The organism is Streptomyces sp. DH41 (genome assembly GCF_029813785.1).
Classification (GTDB): Bacteria; Actinomycetota; Actinomycetes; order Streptomycetales; family Streptomycetaceae; genus Streptomyces.
Genome location: NZ_JARVKY010000020.1, coordinates 133,162 through 147,750, shown reverse-complemented (window position 1 = coordinate 147,750; position 14,589 = coordinate 133,162). Strand labels below are relative to the sequence as shown.

Here is a 14,589-nt window from a genome sequence, read left to right as displayed (position 1 = left end):
CCGGGAAGTCCCACGACTTTGTGAAAAATTTCACCCATACCCTTGGCCGGGCCGCCGGATCCGTGCTGAGATGCGCCCACCACTCGAGAGCTCGATGGCGTGCTAAGGGGAGGGCAACGTGGCGCATTCCGCCATGGCTGGTTCTGGTTGGGGAACGACCGAGGGTGACGATCCGCTCCAGACCGCGGTATGGCGGTTGCGCTCGCGCGCCTGCTGGGCCGACGCGGCGGCCCTGCTGGAGCCGGTCACCGCGGCCACCGCGTTGCAGCGCACCGCGCTGCTGGTGGAGCGGTGTCTGTACACCGAGCAGGGATGGGCCCAGGCCGAGGACGCGCTGCGCACCGCGGAGGCGCTGGCCGACAGCGACGACGAGCGCGGGGCCGCCGCCTGCGAACGCGGGCAGCTCGCGTACGCCGCCACCGTGCACGGGGTGCGCGACCGCGCCGACGAGGCACGGGCCGCGCTGGGCCGGGCGGCGGCGCTGATCCCGCCGGGGGCCGGGGGACGGGCGTTGCTGGACTTCCGGCGCGGGCTGCTCGCGGAGAACCTGACCCGGTCGCCGCAGGCCGCCCGGGCGGCGTACCGGCGGGCCCACGCGGGAGCCACCGCGCACGCCGACCCGCTACTCCAGTCCTTCACCTGGCGGCATCTTGCGGGACTCGCCCTGCGGGAGGGGGAGTTGGCCGATGCGCGGCACGGTTTCGCCGAGTCGCTGCGGATCCGCGAGGAGCTGGGATACCTCGTCGGTACGGCACCGGCGCTGGTGTCGCTCGCGGACGCGGAGGCCGAACCCGAGGCGTCGCGGTTGCGGGAGGAGGCACGGCGGCTGTTCCGGCTGCTCGGCGGAGTGCCGACGTGGCTGGCGCGGCAGCTGGCACCGCCGGCGCCGGGCGCGGCGACGGCCTGACGGCCTGCTGCCGCCTGCCTCGCCGGTTGCTGCCTGCTGCCTGCTGCCTGCTGCCTGCTGCCTGCTGCCTGCTGCCTGCTGCCTGCTGCCTGCTGCCAGGATGGTGCCGTCATCGGCCGCGAACCGGCGCTGGTCAACGCCGTCCCCGCCATCGCCGCCGTCACTGGTCACCGCCGTCGTCGGCCGCCGCCGCCGTCATGGGTACCTGCTCCAGCGCGGGGCCGTGGCGGCCCAGGCGGCGTCCCACCCGGCGAGGTTGCGCCGTCGCAGCACGAGGCCGGTGACCGCGTGCGCGGCGAGGCCGGTGAGGACGACGCCCAGGAAGGCGAGGATCGCCCAGCCCATCGTGCGGCTGCGGATCTGCTCCGCGGTCAGGGGTGGTTCGGTGATCTTCCCGGCCCCGTCGACCCACACGAGAACGGTGCTCTCCGCGGGCAGCCCCGGCTCGACATCGGTCTCCCCGGTCCGCGTCCGGCCGTCCGGGCCGGTGAACCGCACCTTGACCGCGTACCGGGTCTCCTTCGCCTCGTCCGACCCGGGCTCCGGGTGGCGCGGGGCGTCGTACATGAGGACCGCGGGGCGGTGGTCCCGGGTCTCGGACTCGTGCTCGGCGGTGCCCCGGTAGTGGCGGTGGGCGGCGTCGCCGACCGCGAACATCGCCGCCGGGGCCCCCACCAGCACGGCGAGCAGCAGCCCGAGGGCGACCCACGCCTGCAGCCGGTCGGTACGGCGCCGCAGCGGGTTGCGCCGCCACTGCCACAGCAGGAGGTGCGGATGTCGTCCGGGGTCGGGAGCGGCGGGCGGTGGCTGCGCCGGAGGTATCTCACCAGCCACGGAGTGCCTCCTTCCAAGGGTGGGGCAGCCGGTTCGGCACCGTCGATGCCGGCCCGGCCGGCGACCGGCGGGTCGGGGTGGGGCTCGGGTCACGGTGGGCGGGCGGTACGGCCGGCGCACCGCGCGCGTGGACAGGACCGTGGTGCCGCGTCCGGTGCTCCGGGGCCGCGATACGCGGGCGAGACCGCACGAGCGGCCGGGACCGTGTGTGCGGCCGGGGCTGTGTGTGCGGCCGGGGACCGTGTGTGAAGGGGGCGGGCGCGAGCACGCCGGGTGAGTGCGCTCCGGGTGAGTGCGTGCCGGGTGGGTCCTCACGGACGGGCCGGGACCCGGCCTCCCCACCCCCCACGTCCGGCACCGCGTACGGCGGCAGCCGGTCAGTGCGGGTGTTCGTCCGGTGGGTCCGTGCCCGTGGTCGACGGGTGGGAGTGCGCGGCTTCCAGCAGCTTGGCGGCGCCGCGCAGGGCGGCCGTGTGCGGGGCCGGCACGGCACGCAGGGGAACGTGCAGCCTGTTGGTGAGCCGGCAGGTGATCTCGGGCCGCAGGGCGCCCCCGCCCGCGAGCAGCGGGCCCCGGCCCAGGGCGTCGACGGTGAAGGACGTGTCGTCCTGCCGCAGCATCGAGGTCGTCATGTCGGCCACCGCCTCGCCGATCCGCGCGGCCGGGGTGGACTCGTCGATGTCCCCCGTGCCCAGCGCGGTGCGGCGCGCGTCGAAGACGGCGCCGTCCACCAGGAGCACCACCTCGGTGAGATGCGCGCCGATGTCCATCACGAGCAACGGCCGGGACAGGTCCGCGCCCGCCGCGAGGGCCACGGCCCGCGCGCTGGGGACGGTCAGCACACTGCGCGGGCGCAGCACCTCCACGGCCGTACGGGCCTCGGCCCGGTAGGCGAACCCGTCCAGCACCGGCGCCGTCACCACGACCAGGGGACGGGCGAAGCGGGGCAGGCGGTGGCCGAGCAGCCGGTCGAGCATCCGGGCCGTGCCCTGGGTGTCGACGATCGAGCCGCGCTGGATGGGGTACACCGCGCCGACGCCGGGGAAGGTCACCGTCGGCACGTCGAGGATCATTCCGCGCCCGGCGACCCAGGCGCGGGTCCGGGCGCTGCCCATGTCGAGGGCGACGCCGGTGCACTGCCGGCACAGGGGCCACGGGCGGTGCCGGCCGAGGACGGCACGGGGCCGGCGGACCACGGTCATCGTCCGGCCTCCCGCACCTGCTGGCAGCGAGCGCAGTAGCGGGCCTGCGGCACGATCATCAGGCGCTCGCGGTCGATGGGACGCCGACACAGATGACAGACACCGTAACGGCCCTCGGCCATGCGCTCCAGCGCCGCTTCCACGTCGGCGAGGACCATGCGCGCGGAGGCCGCGAGCTTGACCCGCACCTCCGTCCGCGCGGCGGACCGCCGCTCGATCGGCTCGTCGGCGCGGGACGGGTCGGTCGCGATCTGCCGCAGCTGCTCCTCGCGGAACAGCCGCTGCTCGTGGAGGTTGTCCCGGAGCACGGCGAGATCCTCGGGCGACAGGGACGACAGAGGCGACAGGAGCGTGTCGCGGTCGCCGATGATCTGGTTGTTCACCACTTCACCCACTTCACCCCTTGGGCAGGGCGGGAGACGAAGACTGGACGGACGGTGGTCAGGCGGCGGCGCGGCGCTGGCAGGCGACGCAGTAGCGCGTGTAGGGGAGGATCTCCAGGCGCTCCCCCGGGACGGGCTTGCCACAGCCCAGGCAGGTGCCGTAGGTGCCGTCGTCGATACGGGCAAAGGCCTCCTCGATCTCCTTGAGCACCCGGTCGATGGCCGCCTTCTGCGCGGACATCAGCTGGTCGTCCGCCTGGCCGCTCTCCCCGAGTGCCTGAAGCTGGGTCATACGGGTGTTGCGGGCGTGCTCGAGGCGCTGGCGTGCCTCGTGAGCGGTCAGGCGTTCCGGGCGGGGTTCGATGCGGGAGGTGTCGAGAGACACGGCGATTCCTCTTCTCAACCGGGCCTGCTTCTCAGAAGGGCCTGCGGGTATGACTGGCGCCGGGCCGAACGGACCCGGTCAGCCTCAACCATGGCCGCGCCGCCGGAGGAAGCCCATCGGGCGCAGGCCCCATTTGCCCGGGGACGGAGCATCCACTCGGCGACGTCGCGGAGTGGCGGCCATATGGGTGTGCCGTGATCCACAAATGGGGGTCAGGACCCATCGACCGCCAAGGCCCGGACGGGGCAGGCTGGTCGTTTGCTCTGTCGCGAACCAGGCCGCGGCTCCCACCGAGGGTGCGCGATGACCGACAGTAGAGCCGTACCAGTCGACGCGTCGCAGAAGGAGGCGTACCCCCCGGTGTCCCTGTTCTGGCGGATCTTCGGGCTCAACGCGGTGGTGCTGGGCTTCGCCACGGCACTGCTGCTGTGGGCTCCGGTGACCGTCTCCGTACCGGTCCTGCTGACCGAGGCCGTCATCCTGGTGGGCGGGCTGGGCGTGATGCTGGTCGCCAACGGCGCCCTGCTGCGCTGGGGCCTGTCGCCGCTGGACCGGCTCACGAAGCTGATGACCACCGTCGACCTGCTGCGCCCCGGCCAGCGGCTGCCGGTGTCCGGCGGCGGCGAGGTCCCCGAGCTGATCCGCACCTTCAACGCCATGCTCGACCGGCTGGAGCACGAACGGGCCACGAGCACCGCCCGCGTCCTGCTCGCCCAGGAGGCGGAGCGGCGCCGCATCGCCCAGGAGCTGCACGACGAGGTCGGGCAGAGCATGACCGCGATCCTGCTGGTGCTGGGGCGTGCCGCGGACGACGCCGACCAGCCGCTGCGCGAGGAGTTGCAGCAGGCGCAGGAGATCACCCGGGAGAGCCTGGACGAGGTCCGCCGCCTGGTGCGCCGGCTTCGGCCCGGTGTCCTGGACGATCTCGGTCTGATCAGCGCGCTGTCCTCGCTCACCCACGACTTCGCCACCCACACGGGGCTGCGGGTGGTGCGCCGTTTCGACGCCGATCTGCCCGCTCTGGACCCCGAGACCGAGCTGGTCCTCTACCGTGTCGCGCAGGAGAGCCTGACCAACGCGGCCCGCCACGCGGACGCCGAGCGAGTGGAGGTGGGTCTCGCCCCCGCCGACGGCGCGGTGACGCTCACCATCGCCGACGACGGCCGCGGCATCGAGGCGGCGTGCGAGGGTGCCGGCATCCGCGGCATGCGCGAACGGGCCCTGCTCATCGGGGCCGCTCTCGACATCACCTCGGCACCCGGCGCCGGCACCCGCATCCGGCTCACCGCACCCGTCCCCAGGAAGCAGCCCTGACCATGTCCGACCCGTCCCTGCCCGAGCCGACCGCGTCCGGCACGTCCGCATCCGGCACGTCCGCCTCCGGCGCGTCCGCGGCCCCCGCGTCCGGTCCGGCCAGGATCCGCATCCTGCTCGCCGACGATCACGCGCTGGTACGCCGCGGCGTACGGCTCATCCTCGACCGGGAGCCGGACCTCGAGGTGGTCGCCGAGGCCGGTGACGGCGCGGAGGCCATCGAGATGGCGCGGACCCACGCCGTCGACCTGGCGGTCCTGGACATCGCGATGCCCCGCCTGACCGGCCTCCAGGCCGCCCGCGAGCTGGCCGCGCTGAAACCGGGGCTGCGCATCCTGATGCTGACGATGCACGACAACGAGCAGTACCTGTTCCAGGCGTTGAAGTCGGGGGCCTGCGGCTACGTGCTGAAGTCCGTAGCCGACCGCGACCTGGTCGCGGCCTGCCGGGCCGCGATGCGCGACGAGCCCTTCCTCTACCCGGGCGCGGTGACGGCGCTGATCCGCAACTACCTCGACCGGGTACGGCACGGGGAGGAGAACGCCGACCACATCCTCACGCCCCGCGAGGAGGAGGTACTCAAGCTCGTCGCCGAGGGCCACTCCTCGAAGGAGATCGCCGAGATCCTCTTCATCAGCATCAAGACCGTCCAGCGGCACCGGGCGAACCTCCTCCAGAAACTCGGCCTGCGCGACCGCCTGGAACTGACCCGCTACGCCATCCGGGCCGGACTCATCGAACCCTGACGAGTCCGGGTGAACCCGGATGAGCCCGGATGACCCCGGGCGCGTCCCGACACCCCCGAACCGCCCGAGGCTCTGGCCGCCCACTCCCCGGCCGGAGCCCCGGGCTTCCGCACCGCCCCGCACCGCCCGCCAACACAGTCCGACCGACCGATCGCCCACCACGAAAGGGGACGGTGCATGCGCCCCGCACGCCGCGCCGCCCCCACGCCCGTCCGCGCCACGGGGCACCGGCTGGCGGCGACGCTCACCGCACTGCTGGCCGTCCTGCTGGCGCTGGTCCCGGCCGGACCCGCGGCGGCGGGCGCACCCGTCGCCGTCGTGGGGCAGGTCCCGGTGCCCGCGGCGACGACCGTCCCGCACCCGGACACCGGGTACCACGCCGACGACGGCTGTGCCACCGCCTGCGCCGCCCAGGCCAGGTCCCGGCACGACCATCTCGGTGAGCGTCCGGCGGCCCCGGACCGCCTCGCCACCACCACGCGCTCCACGGGCCCCGCCCCGGCCGCCCGCGGGCGGACCGCGGCGCCGTCCGGCTCCGTTCCCGTGTCCCCCGGCCGCACGAGTCACGACCGCGTGCGGGCTCCTCCCGTCTCCTCCGGCACCTGAGACACCCGTCAACGTCCTTTCACCTTCCTTGCCGCGGCCGCGCTGGGCCGCTGCCGTGGCGTGCCCGCCGGAGGCCCGTGTTGAAACGTTCCCGTCCCCGCTCCCGTGCCCACTCCCTGAAGGGCCGTGCGCTCGTCGCCCTCCTCGTGATGGCCGGGGCCGTGGCCATCGCCCTGACCATGCCGATCCGCCTCGGGCTCGACCTGCGGGGCGGCACACAGATCGTGCTGGAGACCAAGTCCACCGAGACCACCAAGGCCGACCGGGAGGCCACCGACCGCACCGTGGAGGTACTGCGCGGACGTATCGACGCGCTCGGCGTCGCCGAGCCGACCATCGTCCGCTCCGGTGACAACCGCGTCGTCGTCGAACTGCCCGGCGTACAGGACCCGAAGAAGGCGGCCGACGTACTGGGCCGCACCGCGCAGCTCACCGTCCACTCGGTGCTCGGCCCGGCCGAGGCGGAGGGCGAGACCGAGGGCGAGGCCGCGACGAAGGACGACACGAAGACTGACGGCGCCGGGACTGACGGCGCCAAGGCCCCGTCCGGGACGGACGGCGAGCGCGTGCTGCCGGACGAGTCGGGGATGTCGCTCCGGCTCAAGGAGGCCTCGCTGACCGGGCAGGACGTCAAGGGTGCCGACGCCCTCTTCGACCAGCAGGGCGGAGCCGGGTGGCTCGTCACCGTCGACTTCAAGGACGCGGGCAGTGACCGCTGGGCCAAGGTGACCGGCGAAGCCGCCTGCCACCCGGCCGGCGATCCGCAGCGCCGGGTCGCCATCGTGCTCGACAACAAGATCATCTCCTCGCCGCAGGTCGACCCGTCCGTATCCTGCGGGGCGGGCATCGCCGGCGGGTCCACCCAGATCACCGGCTCCTTCGACGACGCCGAGGCCCGCGACCTGGCCCTGCTGATCAAGGGCGGCGCCCTGCCCGTACCGGTCGAGACCATCGAGCAGCGCACCATCGGCGCCACCCTGGGCGACGAGGCCATCTCGGCCGGTGCCCTGGCCGCCGTCATCGGTACCGCGCTGACCGGGCTGTTCATCATCTTCGTCTACCGGCTCATGGGTGCCCTCGCGACCGTGGCCCTGCTCTGCTACGGCCTGATCTCCTACGCCGCCCTGGCCGCGATCGGCGCCACCCTGACCCTGCCCGGCCTGGCCGGCTTCGTCCTGGCCATCGGCATGGCGGTGGACGCCAACGTCCTTGTGTTCGAACGCGCCCGCGAGGAGCAGGCCTCCCGTACCCGCCCGAGCACGCGCTCGTCGCTGACCGCCGGTTTCCGCAGTGCCTTCAGCGCGATCGCCGACTCCAACATCACCACGCTGATCGCCGCCGCGCTGCTGTTCTTCCTGGCCTCCGGTCCGGTCAAGGGCTTCGGCGTCACCCTGGGCATCGGTGTCCTGGCCTCCATGGTCAGCGCCCTGGTGATCACCCGGGTGCTGGCCGAGTTCGCCGCGAGCCGCCCGGCGGTCTTCCGCCGCCCGCACATCACCGGCATCTCCACCACCGGCCCGGTCCGCGACGCCCTGCTGCGCCGCGACCCGTTCCTGATGCGCCGGCCGCGCCGCTGGCTGGCCGCCTCCGCGATCGTCCTCGTGGTGGCCGGCTCCGGCATCCTGGTCCGCGGCCTCAACTTCGGCATCGAGTTCACCGGCGGACGGCTCCTCGAGTACTCGACGGCGACCCAGGTCGACGCCGACCGGGCACGGGACGCCCTCGCCGACGCGGGCTTCCCCCGCGCCGTCGTCCAGTCCTCCGGTGACAGCGACCTCTCGGTGCGCACGGAGGAGCTGACCAACACCGAGGCCGACACCGTCACCAAGACCATCGGCGAGCTGGGCGGCGAGACGGAGAAGGTCCGCGACGAGCTGATCGGCCCCAGTCTGGGCGAGGAGCTGCGGACGGACGCCCTGATCGCGCTGGGCTTGGCCCTGGCCGCCCAGTTGATGTACCTCGCCGTCCGTTTCCGGTTGCTGTTCGGCACCGCCGCGGTCGGCGCGCTCGCCCACGACGTGGTCATCCTGGTCGGTGTGTTCGCCTGGCTGGGCAAGCCGATCGACGGGGTGTTCCTGGCCGCGCTGCTGACCGTGATCGGCTACTCGGTCAACGACTCGGTGGTCCTCTTCGACCGCATCCGGGAACTGCTCGGCGGCAAGGACCGGAAGCAGTCGTTCGCCCGGCTCACGAACCAGGCGATCCTGCAGACCCTGCCGCGCACGGTCAACACCGGTATGGGCGCGGTGCTCATCCTCGCCTCACTGGCCGTCCTCGCCGACGACTCGCTCACCGACTTCGCCCTCGCCCTGCTGATCGGTGTGGGGGTCGGCACGTACTCCTCGGTGTTCACCGCCTCTCCGCTGGCCATCGAGATGTACGACCGCGGCAGCGGGACCCGCCCCGCGCGTCGCAAGGGCCGGAACGCGGAGAAGAAGGAGAAGACGGAGAAAACGGAGAAGGAGGTGCCGGCGAGCCGCACGGAACGGCAGGAGGCGCTGTAGCGAGTCACCCCCGCGAGGCCCCACCCGGGGCGGAGGCCCCACCCGGGGCGCCCGTGCTCAGGGCGCCCCGGTGAAGTGCTCCCCCACCAGGCTCCGCACCACGTCCGGATCGCCGGCGATCAGCGCGTCCAGCAGTGCCGTGTGTTCGTGCGCGTCGGCGATCAGGTCGGCCCGCCCCCGCACCGAGGGGGCGCCGGCCGGCGGCCACTGGGCGCGGCGGTGCAGGTCACCGGCGATCCGGACGAGCTGGTCGTTGCCGGCCAGGCCGAGCACCGCGCGGTGGAAGGCGCGGTCGGCCTCGGCGTACGTCGCCGGGCAGCCGGACGACGCGGCCCGGACGGTGGCCTCCGCGAGGGGGCGCAGCTCCGCCCAGCGCTCGGCGGGCACCGTACGGGCCAGCCGCAACATCACCGGGACCTCGATCAGGGCCCGGACCTCGGCGAGCTCGGCCAGTTCCCGGTCACCGCGCTCGACGACGCGGAAACCGCGGTTGAGGACGACCTCGACGGCCCCCTCCAGGGCGAGCTGCTGCATGGCCTCCCGTACGGGCGTGGCCGAGACACCGAACCGCTCGCCGAGTGCGGGCGCCGAGTAGACCTCGCCGGGCCGCAGCTCGCCGGCCACCAGTGCGGTGCGCAGGGCGTCGAGGACCTGCCCGCGCACGGAGGAGCGCCGGACCAGGGCGCGCGGGCGGGGCGCGGGAGGCTCGCTGTGCGTGTGCTCGCCCCGCGCGGCCCCGGCCGGTCCACCAGCGCTGTGTGCCCGGTCCCGGTCCCGGTCTCGATCCCGGCCCTGGTCTCGATCCCGGTCCCGGTCACGGTCTCGGCCCCGGTCCGCGGCACGGGGCTGGGCCGGGACCCGCACGGAGGCGGCCGGATCGGCCGCGTCGCCGGTACGGAACCGTCCGGTCCCCGTCCCAGTGGGACCCTGCGCGCTCGGCTTCACGGGTCCTCCTGTGGGACGTGTCGGTACTTGGGGTCATTACGGCGGCTTGTCACCTGTCCGTCAAGCACCATAAGGGCACAGGCCGTCAGTTCAAATCCCAAGGATCTTCGGTAAGGTAAGGCTTACCTGAAACTGCCCGTTGTCCTGACGTGGATCGGTGGTCCCGCATGCCTGTCACCCGCTCGGCCTTCACGGACGCCTACGCGCGTCTGTCCGAGGTCCTCCCGGGACTGGGTGTCACCGAGCTGGACGCGGCCGGCGAGGTCCCGCGCGGCGGCGGATGGGTCGGCGCCGCCTCGCTCGCGGCGGGCGATGCCGAGCTCGAGACGTTCCTGGCGTGGGACGACGCCCAGGTCCTGCGGGACTACGGGCAGCGGGCCCGGCCGGACGTGGTCGCGAGCTTCGGACTGCACCGGTACGCGTGGCCGGCCTGCCTGCTGATCACCGTGCCCTGGTTCCTGCACCGCAGGGTGCCCCGCTACCCCGCCACCCACGTCGCCTACGACCGTTCCGCCACCGGCCTCCCCCTCGGCCGCATGGCCGTGCGACCGGCCGGCTTCGCCTGCCTGCCCGGAGATCCGGCCGCCGCGCTGCCCGGCGCCCGCGTGGTCGCCGACGAGGAGGCACTGCGCACCGAGGTGCGGGCCGCCGTCGCCGAACACCTGGAGCCCGTACTGGCGGGATTCGGACCGCGCATGCGGCGACGCGGACGCGCCCTGTGGGGCATGGCGACCGACGAGGTCGTCGAGGGCCTGTGGTACGTCGCCCATCTGCTCGGCGAGCAGGAGCGGGCCCGGCACGAGCTGGAGTTGCTGCTGCCGGGCGCGACCAAGCCGTACGTCGGCGATGCCGCGTTCCGGGAGCTGAAGGGGCCGGACGGCGAACCGCTGCACACCCGGGACCGGGCGAGCTGCTGCATGTTCTACACGCTGCGCCCCGAGGACACCTGCGCCACCTGCCCGCGCACCTGCGACGCGGACCGCGTCGACAAGATGCTCGCCACGGCGAGCTGACCCCTCCCGGACGCGCTCGCACGCACACTCGCACGGACTGTCCTGTTCGAACTCAACTTCCACCCCTCACACGGTAGTTCGAGTAGAACACCGCCCTGGAGATCCCCTCGCACCCTCTTGGCTGCCTCTTGCCCCGAAACCCCTTGGGGGACACCGGGTTTGGGCCACCATGGCGCTCGTTACGCCCCATCCCAATGCGAGGGACCCCTAGATGAGATTGACCGACATATCGCTGAACTGGCTGCTTCCGGGCGCCGTGCTGCTCCTGGGCATGCTGGCGGCGGTGGCGGTGCTCGCGCGCGGCAAGCGCTCCTCGGGGAAGGACGCGGGCGCGGACGACTCGTGGGAGCGCATGGAGGAGCGCCGCAGGCGCAAGGAGGCCCTCTACGGCAGCGTCTCCTATGTTCTGCTCTTCTGCTGCGCCGCGGTCGCCGCGGCGCTCTCCTTCCACGGTCTGGTCGGCTTCGGCGAGCAGAACCTCGGCCTGAGCGACGGCTGGCAGTACCTGGTCCCGTTCGGACTCGACGGGGCGGCCATGTTCTGCTCCGTCCTCGCGGTGCGCGAGGCCAGCCACGGTGACGCGGCGCTCGGCTCCCGCATACTCGTGTGGACCTTCGCGTTCGCGGCCGCCTGGTTCAACTGGGTGCACGCGCCCCGCGGCATGGGTCACGCGGGTGCCCCGCACTTCTTCGCGGGCATGTCCCTGTCGGCGGCGGTGCTGTTCGACCGGGCTCTGAAGCAGACCCGCCGGGCCGCCCTGCGCGAGCAGGGCCTGGTGCCGCGTCCGCTGCCGCAGATCCGTATGGTCCGCTGGCTGCGGGCGCCACGGGAGACGTACCGCGCCTGGTCGCTGATGCTCCTGGAGGGCGTGCGCAGCCTCGACGAGGCGGTCGACGAGGTGCGCGACGAGAGGCGGCAGAAGGAAGAGAAGAAGCTGCGGCGGCGCGAGCACGAACGCCTGGAGCGGGCGCAGCTGAAGGCGATCAGCCGGGGTCACGGCCCTCGGGGTTTTCCCGGACGCGGCGGCGGCCGGCCGGTCGAGATCGAGGTGCAGCAGATGGAACGGGGCACCGAACGCGCCGCCGCGGAGCCTGCCATATCCTCCCCGGAGCCCCTGCCCTCGGGACGGCGTCCCTCCCTGCAGCCCGTACGCCGCGAAGCTGACCAGGTCACCGTCGACCTGACCGCGGAGGACGACACCCAGGCCCTGCCACGCCTGGACTCCCTGGAGCGCAAACTCAAGGACCTGGAGCAGCAGTTCGGCTAGGACGGCCCACGGTGGCGGTCATCGGGCATCGGGCATCGGGCATCGGGAACCGTCACCCGGGCCGGTGGTCGCCGCAGGAAGCAGCCACCACCCGGGCAACGGGGCGTGACCGCGTGTCACGCCCCCTTGCCCTTCACGCAGCCCCGGCGGCGTCCAGTCGGAACCAGACCGACTTGCCCACGCCGTGCGGCCGTACGCCCCACGCGTCGGCGAGGGACTGCACCAGGACCAGTCCCCTGCCGTTCGTGCTCTCCTCCGGCTCGGGGGCCCTCGGCCCGGGCAGCCCGCCGACGAAGTCCCGTACCTCGACGCGCAGTCCGTCCGGACCGACCGTCGCGGTCAGGACCGCGTCGTCGTCCGTGTGGACCAGCGCGTTGGTGACCAGTTCGCTGGTGAGCAACTCCGCGATCTCCGACCGTCCGGGCCTGCCCCAGTGCCGCAGCAGGTCACGCAGCGCCCGGCGCGCCTCGGGCACGGCCCGCAGGTCCGCCTGGGCGAGTCTGCACCTGAGCTGTGGCACCGCCCGCCTCTTCCTGTCCCCCGTCCTGGTGCCGATGGCCGTTCCCTTCTACTCGAATCCCCTCGAACACGTTCACGGGGGAATCCTTGCCCGGCCGGACCCCGGGCAGTCATGTCGATGCTCGACGACCGGTTGTTCGGCCACCGGAACGGCCGAAGTGGCCGGTTCCCGCCGTGCGAACCCCAGGAATCGCCGGACAGGCCCCGGCCCTAGGGCCGCGGCACGTTGCGGAGATTCGAGCGGGCCATCTGGAGCATGCGTCCGACGCCGCCGTCCAGGACGATCTTCGAGGCGGAGAGGGCGAAGCCGGTGACCATGTCGGCGCTGATCTTCGGCGGGATGGACAGGGCGTTGGGGTCGGTGACGACGTCGACGAGGGCCGGCCCCTTGTGCTTGAACGCGGCCTTCAGCGCCCCGGCGAGCTCCTTGGGCTTCTCCACCCGCGTGCCGAACGCGCCACAGGCCTCGGCCACGGCGGCGAAGTCCGGGTTGACGTTGGCCACGCCGTGCGAGGGCAGGCCCGCGACCAGCATCTCCAGCTCGACCATGCCGAGCGAGGAGTTGTTGAAGAGGACGACCTTCACCGGCAGGTCGTGCTGGACGAGGGTGAGGAAGTCGCCCATCAGCATGGTGAAACCGCCGTCGCCCGACATGGAGACGACCTGCCTGCGCCGGTCGGTGAACTGGGCGCCGATCGCCATCGGCAGCGCGTTCGCCATCGAGCCGTGCGAGAACGAGCCGATGATGCGCCGCCGCCCGTTGGGCGAGACGTAGCGGGCGGCCCAGACGTTGCACATGCCGGTGTCCACGGTGAAGACCGCGTCGTCGTCGGCGACCTCGTCCAGCACGGCCGCCACGTACTCGGGGTGGATCGGGACGTGCTTGTCGACCTTGCGGGTGTACGCCTTGACCACGCCCTCCAGCGCGTCGGCGTGCTTCTTCAGCATCCGGTCGAGGAAGCGGCGGCTCTTCTTCTCCCTCACCCGCGGGATCAGGCAGCGCAGCGTCTCCTTCGCGTCGCCCCACACCGCGAGGTCCAGTTTGGAACGCCGGCCCAGGTGCTCGGGCCGGACGTCGATCTGGGCGATCTTCACGTCGTCGGGCAGGAAGGCGTTGTACGGGAAGTCCGTGCCGAGCAGGATCAGCAGGTCGCACTCGTTGGTGGCCTCGTAGGCCGCGCCGTAGCCGAGCAGTCCACTCATCCCCACGTCGTACGGATTGTCGTACTGGATCCATTCCTTGCCGCGCAGGGCGTGCCCCACCGGGGACTTGATCTTCCCGGCGAACTCCATGACCTCGGCGTGCGCGCCCGCCGTGCCGGCGCCGCAGAACAGGGTGACCGTGTCGGCGTCGTCGATCAGCCGCACCAGCCGGTCGATCTCCTCGTCGCCCGGGCGGACGGTGGGCCGGGAGGTGACCAGGGCGGTCTCGGCGGCCTTCTCCGGCGCGGGTTCGTCGGCGATGTCGCCGGGCAGGGAGACGACGCTGACACCGCCCTGGCCGACGGCGTGCTGGATGGCCGTCTGGAGCAGCCTGGGCATCTGCTTGGGGCTGGAGATCAGCTCGCTGTAGTGGCTGCACTCGCGGAACAGCCGGTCGGGGTGGGTCTCCTGGAAGAACCCGAGGCCGATCTCGCTGGACGGGATCTGCGAGGCGAGGGCGAGGACGGGGGCCATGGAGCGGTGGGCGTCGTAGAGGCCGTTGATGAGGTGGAGGTTGCCGGGGCCGCAGGAGCCGGCGCACGCGGTCAGCTTCCCGGTGATCTGGGCCTCCGCCCCGGCGGCGAAGGCGGCGGTCTCCTCGTGCCTCACGTGCACCCAGTCGATGCCGGAGTGGCGGCGCACGGCGTCCACGACCGGGTTGAGGCTGTCGCCGACGACTCCGTAGAGGCGTTTGACGCCGGCGCGGGTGAGGATGTCGACGAACTGTTCCGCGACGTTCTGTTTGGCCATGGATCCAGCTA

At 72.9% G+C, this 14,589-nt stretch carries 14 protein-coding genes; 7 read left to right on the top strand and 7 right to left on the bottom strand.

The features are described 5' to 3' along the window. The first annotated feature begins 118 nt into the window (after positions 1–118). Positions 119–907, top strand: a complete 789-nt coding sequence (locus QC283_RS28660) for a hypothetical protein (RefSeq protein ID WP_279564603.1) — start codon at positions 119–121, stop codon at positions 905–907. 195 nt (positions 908–1,102) lie between these two features. On the opposite strand, the gene QC283_RS28655 is transcribed toward QC283_RS28660, so the two are convergent. The 4 genes from QC283_RS28655 to QC283_RS28640 form a co-directional block, all read right to left on the bottom strand. Continuing rightward, the gene (locus tag QC283_RS28655; protein WP_279564602.1) at positions 1,103–1,741 is read right to left on the bottom strand and encodes an Rv1733c family protein; all 639 of its coding nucleotides are present in this window, start codon (positions 1,739–1,741) and stop codon (positions 1,103–1,105) included. Positions 1,742–2,118: 377 nt separating this feature from the next. Next, positions 2,119–2,943, bottom strand: a complete 825-nt coding sequence (locus tag QC283_RS28650) for a rod shape-determining protein (protein WP_279564601.1) — start codon at positions 2,941–2,943, stop codon at positions 2,119–2,121. Then, the gene (locus tag QC283_RS28645; RefSeq protein WP_279564637.1) at positions 2,940–3,329 is read right to left on the bottom strand and encodes a TraR/DksA family transcriptional regulator; all 390 of its coding nucleotides are present in this window, start codon (positions 3,327–3,329) and stop codon (positions 2,940–2,942) included. Before QC283_RS28645 ends, QC283_RS28650 begins: the two co-directional genes overlap by 4 nt. Positions 3,330–3,384: 55 nt before the next feature. Beyond that, entirely contained in the window at positions 3,385–3,711 is a 327-nt protein-coding gene (locus tag QC283_RS28640) for a TraR/DksA family transcriptional regulator (RefSeq protein ID WP_279564600.1), read from the bottom strand. A 360-nt stretch (positions 3,712–4,071) separates the two neighbouring features. On the opposite strand from QC283_RS28640, the gene QC283_RS28635 reads away from it, so the two are divergent. The 4 genes from QC283_RS28635 (at position 4,072) to secD (ending at position 8,881) form a co-directional block, all read left to right on the top strand. Beyond that, positions 4,072–5,025 (top strand): HAMP domain-containing sensor histidine kinase, encoded by a 954-nt coding sequence (locus QC283_RS28635; RefSeq protein ID WP_279564636.1) that lies wholly within the window; start codon positions 4,072–4,074, stop codon positions 5,023–5,025. A 2-nt stretch (positions 5,026–5,027) separates the two neighbouring features. Further along, on the top strand, positions 5,028–5,771 hold the full coding sequence (locus tag QC283_RS28630) for a response regulator transcription factor (protein ID WP_279564599.1): 744 nt from the start codon (positions 5,028–5,030) through the stop codon (positions 5,769–5,771). A 177-nt stretch (positions 5,772–5,948) separates the two neighbouring features. Next, positions 5,949–6,377 carry a hypothetical protein gene (locus tag QC283_RS28625; protein WP_279564598.1) on the top strand — a complete coding sequence of 143 codons (429 nt, stop codon included), beginning with the start codon at positions 5,949–5,951 and terminating at the stop codon, positions 6,375–6,377. An 80-nt stretch (positions 6,378–6,457) separates the two neighbouring features. Beyond that, complete coding sequence (secD, locus tag QC283_RS28620) at positions 6,458–8,881, top strand: protein translocase subunit SecD (protein ID WP_279564597.1); 2,424 nt, start codon at positions 6,458–6,460, stop codon at positions 8,879–8,881. Positions 8,882–8,938: 57 nt separating this feature from the next. Here the strand turns inward: secD and QC283_RS28615 are convergent, their stop codons facing one another. After that, positions 8,939–9,826 carry a GntR family transcriptional regulator gene (locus QC283_RS28615; RefSeq protein ID WP_443032706.1) on the bottom strand — a complete coding sequence of 296 codons (888 nt, stop codon included), beginning with the start codon at positions 9,824–9,826 and terminating at the stop codon, positions 8,939–8,941. 167 nt (positions 9,827–9,993) lie between these two features. Here QC283_RS28615 and QC283_RS28610 point away from each other — a divergent pair, with 167 nt between their 5' ends. Next, positions 9,994–10,839: a (2Fe-2S)-binding protein gene (locus tag QC283_RS28610; protein ID WP_279564596.1), complete on the top strand. Its 846-nt coding sequence runs from the start codon at positions 9,994–9,996 to the stop codon at positions 10,837–10,839. Positions 10,840–11,050: 211 nt separating this feature from the next. Then, the gene (locus QC283_RS28605; protein WP_279564595.1) at positions 11,051–12,106 is read left to right on the top strand and encodes a DUF2637 domain-containing protein; all 1,056 of its coding nucleotides are present in this window, start codon (positions 11,051–11,053) and stop codon (positions 12,104–12,106) included. Between the two features lie 133 nt (positions 12,107–12,239). Here QC283_RS28605 and QC283_RS28600 read toward each other — a convergent pair whose 3' ends face one another. Further along, the gene (locus QC283_RS28600; protein WP_279564594.1) at positions 12,240–12,626 is read right to left on the bottom strand and encodes an ATP-binding protein; all 387 of its coding nucleotides are present in this window, start codon (positions 12,624–12,626) and stop codon (positions 12,240–12,242) included. A gap of 209 nt (positions 12,627–12,835) precedes the next feature. Continuing rightward, positions 12,836–14,578, bottom strand: coding sequence for a pyruvate dehydrogenase (locus QC283_RS28595; RefSeq protein ID WP_279564593.1), 1,743 nt, complete (start codon positions 14,576–14,578; stop codon positions 12,836–12,838). Between the last annotated feature and the right edge of the window lie 11 nt (positions 14,579–14,589).